The sequence below is a fragment of the Streptomyces sp. NPDC058145 genome, assembly GCF_042884245.1.
GTDB lineage: Bacteria > Actinomycetota > Actinomycetes > Streptomycetales > Streptomycetaceae > Streptomyces.
Genome location: NZ_JBHVUH010000052.1, coordinates 1 through 5,376 on the forward strand (window position 1 = coordinate 1; position 5,376 = coordinate 5,376).

Sequence of the window (5,376 nt, forward strand, 5' to 3'; positions counted from 1 at the left end):
TGTCCGGTCTGGCGCTACTGGCCGCTGCGAACGGCGGAGCCGAGGACCGCCCCGTGCTGGAGGAACTCCAGGGCGGCGGTGTCGGTGAATCCGAGTTGCTGCCGATCGCCCACTGGATGCTCGACCGTGAGGGCTCCTACGGCCGTTATGCGCAGTGGATGGTGCTGGACCTGCCCACCGGCATCGACCACGACGCGCTCGTCGCCACGCTCTCGACGGTCGTGGACCGGCACGACATGTGGCGCTCCCACCTGGTCCGCGGCCATGGCGACGACGCGCCGAAGCTCATCACCGGCGAGCCGGGCTCCATCGACATATCGACTCTGTTGCATCGCGTCGCATGCAATGGCGTCACCGACGAGAAGGCCTGGGGCGCCCTGATCTCGGCCGAGTTGGACCGGGCCCTGGACCGGCTCGACCCCGCCTCCGGAACCATGCTGCAGTTCGTCTGGTTCACCCCGACCGGCAACGGCACCGGCACCGGCCGCCTCCTCGTGGTAGCCCACCACCTCGTCGTCGACGGAGTCTCCTGGCGCATCCTCGTCCCGGACTTCGTGCAGGCTTGGTCCGCCGTGCGGGAAGGCCGGGCGCCGGTGCTGCCCGAGATCGGCACTTCGGTGCGCCGCTGGAGTGCCGCCTTGGTCGAGGAGGCCCGCCGACCGGAACGCGTAGCCGAACTCGACCACTGGCGTGACGTGCTGGCCCAGCCGGATCCGGTGCTTGGTACCAGGCCCCTGAACCCGACGCTGGACACGACGGCCACGGTGGACCGGGTGCGGGTGCGGTTGTCCGCCGAGGTGACCGAGACGCTGCTGACGCGGCTGCCGGAGGTGTTCCACTGCGGTCCCGACGACGCTCTGCTGGCCGGGGTGGCGCTGGCCGTCGCCGCGTGGCGGCGGGCTGCCCGGGGCGGTTCGGAACACTCGGTACTGGTGAACATGGAGGGCCACGGCCGTGAGGAGGACGCCGTTCCCGGCGCGGACCTCTCCCGCACCGTCGGCTGGTTCACCACCCTCTACCCGGTCCGGGCCGACGTCGCCGGAATCGACCTGGACGACGCCTTCGCCGGCGGACTCGCCGCCGACCGGGCCGTCAAGGCGGTGAAGGAACAATTGCGGGCCGTCCCCGACAAGGGCATCGGCTACGGCCTGCTCCGCCACCTCAACCCCGACACCGCCACCACCCTGGCCCAACTGGCCACCGGACAGATCGGCTTCAACTACCTCGGCCGGTTCACCGGCGACACCGGCACACCCGTCGGCAAGGGGGACCAGGCCTGGACGCCGGTCTCCCTGTTCGAGGACGTGTCCGCCGAGTTCGACGCCGACATGCCCGTCGCGCACGCCCTCGACATCAACGCGGTCGTCACCGACTCGACTCAAGGCCCCCTCCTCAGCGCGCTGTTCACGTACGCGTCCGGAGTGCTGGCACGCGAGGACGCCCAGCAGCTCGCCGATCTGTGGGTGGAAGCGCTGACCGGTCTCGCCCGGCATGCCGCCGCCGACGGTGCCGGTGGGCTCACGCCTTCGGACCTCGCACTGGTCTCGCTGAGCCAGGCGGAGATCGAGACCATGGAGGCGCGGCACCGGGACCGCAGTCCGGTGGACGTCTGGCCGTTGACGCCCATGCAGTCCGGGCTGCTGTTCCACGCCATGCTGGCCGGGCAGGCGTACGACCCCTACCAGATGCAGTTCACACTGCGCCTGGACGGCCCGGTGGAGGCGGACCGTATGCGGGCCGCCGGACAGGCGCTGTTGGACCGGTATCCAAACCTGCGCGTGGCCTTCGACTTCGTGGCGGACGGCGCAGCGGTGCAGGTCGTTCCCGACCGGGTCGAGCTGCCCTGGGCGGAGATCGATCTGCGGGACGTGGCCGAAGACGAACGCGGTAACAGACTGGAGGAGTTGCTGGCGGCGGACTCCCGTAGGCACTTCGATCCGGAGATGGCACCGCTGTTCCGGCTCACGCTGATCCGGATGGCCGAGCGCGGCTTCGAGCTGATCGTGACCAGCCACCACCTGATGTTCGACGGCTGGTCGCTGCCGCTGGTCCTGCGGGACCTCATCGGGCTCTACGAGGACCGCGGGGACGCCTCGGCGCTGCCCCGGCCCCGGAACTACCGTGACTTCCTGGTCTGGCGGTCACGGCAGGACCGTGGCGTGTCCGCGCGGGCCTGGGCCGAGGAGCTCGCGGGCGTAACCGAACCGACCCTGCTGGCACCACAGGCGCGGGCCGCCGACACGGCCGGGGGCATCGGCCGGGCCGAGGTCGGGCTGTCCCCCGAGGGGGCGCGGGAACTGGTGCGCCGTGCCGCCGACATGGGCGTGACGATCAACACGGTCGTGCAGGGCGCGTGGGCGATCCTGCTCGGTCAGCTGACCGCCCGTAACGACGTGCTGTTCGGCATGACGGTCTCCGGCCGGCCGCCGCAACTGGCGGGCGTGGACGAGATGCTCGGCCTGTTCATCAACACGCTGCCGGTCCGGGCCCACTACAACCCCGGTGACTCGCTCGCCAAGGTCATGACGGACCTGCAGGGTCGGCAGACCGGACTGCTCGACCATCACCACCACAGCCTGGCCGAGATCCAGGAGGGCACCGGACTGCGCACCCTGTTCGACAGCGTCGTGGTCTTCGAGTCCTACCCGTGGGACGGCGCGGGCGCACAGGCGCTGTCCGACTCCGGTGTGACGATCAGCCGATTCCGGTACTCGACGGGCACGCACTACGCCATGACGCTGATGGCGGCGCCCGAGCCGCTGCGGATCTCGCTCCAGTACCAGCGCGGTGTGTTCGAATCGACGGCCGTCGAGCGCATGGCGGAGCGGTATCTACGGGTGCTCGAACAGATCATCGCCGACCCGGACGTCCCCGTCGCCACGGTGGAGGTGCTCACCGCCGACGAACGCGAACTGCTGGAGCAGAAACGACAGAAACGACCCGCGAAGGCAACGGCAGCGCCACGTGGAGCGGTGGTGCACGATCCGTCCCTGCTGCCCGGTCTGTTCGAGGCCGCGGTGGCCGCGTCGCCCGACGCGGTGGCCGTGCTCGACGGCAGCCGGTCGCTGACCTACGCCGAGCTGGACGCACGTGCCAACGCGCTGGCCTTCGAGCTGATCGAGCACGGTGCCGGTTCCGACCGCCCGGTGGCTGTGACCGCGTCCGCGCGGCGATCGGTGGAGTCGGTGGTGGCGCTGCTCGCGGTGGCCAAGGCAGGAGGCGTGTACCTGCCCCTGGAGACCGACGCCGGGGGTGTGTACCTGCCCCTGCGGACCGACGCGAGCCGTGTCGTCGGTCTGCCGGCCGATGTCGGCGCGGTGAACGATGCCGACCCGGTGGCCGTTCTGGCCGTGCGCGAATCCGCGGCCGTCCTCCCGGAGCCGCCGGTCCCGTACCTGTACCTGGACGAGCCTCGGGCGGGAGTGGAGCGCGCGCCGGTCGACGCGGACCGGCGCCGGCCGCTGCGGCCGAAGCACCTGGCCCATGTCGCCGGTACGCCGGCGTCGAACCACGCGTCGCTCGGCGGTACGGGGATCACCCACCACAACGTCACCGCTGTCGTGGCACGGCTGACCGCCCAGCTCGGCATGGGACCGGGCGTGCGGCTCATGGCCGGCCCGTCGGCGAGCATCGACATACGGACGGTGCAGGCGTTCACCGCGCTGTCCACGGGCGCCACCCTCGACCTCACCGAGGACCCGGTCGGCACCCGCCCGGGCGGCCCCTGGACCAGGACCGTCCTCAGCACCCGGCCCTCCCGCTTCACCGCGAGGCCGGGCGGTGCGACGCAGGACGTCGACACCGTCCTGTTCTCCGGTGAGCCACTGCCGGCCGAGCTGGTCGCCAAGGTGAGGGCCGAGCTGCCGGAAACACGGGTCCTCCACTGGTACGGGCACCCGGAGACCGGAACCGCCACGACCCTGGCGATCCCGCACACCGAAGAGTGGACCGGCACCGGACACCCCCCGCTGGGCCTGCCACTGCCGGACGTGCAGGCGCTGGTGCTGGGCCCTGGGTTCGCACCGGTCCCGCCGCGGGTCACGGGCGAGCTGTACCTCGCCGGCCCCGGCCTCGGCCGCGGGTACCTGGGCGCTCCCGGCCGGACGGCGGCCCGCTTCGTGGCCAACCCGTTCGACCCGGCCGGTGGCCGGATGTACCGCACCGGGGACCTGGTCCGCCGCCTGCGAACCGGCGAACTGGTCCACGTCGGGCACGTCGACGACCGCCCGACGGCCCGTTCCGCCGAACCGGCCCGCACCGAACCGGCCCGCACCGAACCGGACCGCGCCGCACCGGCCGCATCCGCACCGCCGGTGTCCGCGCCGGTGACCGAACAGCCGTAGCCAGGCAACGACAGGGCCCGAGCCGACTGCGCCGGCGCCCATCGAACCTCGAGAGGTAATGTCATGATCCCGTTGTCGTTCGCGCAGAGCCGGCTGTGGTTCCTGTACCGGTTCGAGGGTCCGTCGGTGACGTACAACCAGCCGGTGGTCCTTCGCCTGCGGGCCGATGTGGACGCCGGTGTGATGGCCCTCGCCGTGCGTGACGTGGTGCTGCGGCACGAGAGTCTGCGCACGGTGATCGGCGAGGACGAGCGGGGCGTGGCGTTCCAGCGGATCCTGTCGCCGCAGGACGTGTCGATCGAGGTCCCGACGCGGGCGGTCACCGAGGAGCAGGTGGCGGACGCGATCGCGCAGACGATGGCGCACCGGTTCGCGCTGGAGTCCGAGATCCCGATCCGGGTGACCCTGCTCGCGGTCGGACCGCAGGAGTACGTCCTGGTCATCCTGATGCACCACATAGCCGGAGACGCCGCGTCGATGGCGCCGCTGGCCCGCGACCTGACGACGGCGTACGTGTTCCGGGCGCAGGGCCAGGAACCCGAGTGGGAGCCGCTGCCCGTCCAGTACGCCGACTACACGCTGTGGCAGCAGGAACTGCTGGGCGAGCTGGACGACCCGGAGAGCATCGCGGCCGCGCAGGTCGCCTACTGGCGCCGGGAACTGACCGGCTCCCCGCAGCCCCTGACCCTGCCCACGGACCGGCAGCGCCCCCTGCACCGAAGCCACCGCGGCGAGACCGTCGAGTTCACCGTTGCGCCGGAACTGGCGTCCGGCATCGAGGCATTGGCACGCAAGCACAACGCGACCGTGCCCATGGTGCTGCAAGCCGCCTACGCCCTCCTGCTGTCCAAGCTGGGCGCCGGCGAGGACGTCGTCATGGGTTCACCGATCGCGGGCCGCACGGACGAGGACCTCAACGATCTGATCGGCTTCTTCGTCAACAACTGGGTGCTGCGGGTCGACCTGTCGGGCGACCGGTCGTTCGAGCAGGTCGTGGACCAGGTCCGGGACAAGGCGCTCGCGGCCTACGACA

Annotated in this window: 2 protein-coding genes; both read left to right on the forward strand. The window is 71.4% G+C overall.

All coding sequences use genetic code 11. The features are described 5' to 3' along the window. The first annotated feature begins 53 nt into the window (after positions 1–53). The gene (locus ACFVVO_RS39285) at positions 54–4,343 is read left to right on the forward strand and encodes a condensation domain-containing protein (protein WP_390061677.1); all 4,290 of its coding nucleotides are present in this window, start codon (positions 54–56) and stop codon (positions 4,341–4,343) included. A 63-nt stretch (positions 4,344–4,406) separates the two neighbouring features. Further along, a partial coding sequence (locus ACFVVO_RS39290; protein ID WP_390061679.1) for a condensation domain-containing protein occupies positions 4,407–5,376 on the forward strand: 970 nt, incomplete at its 3' end.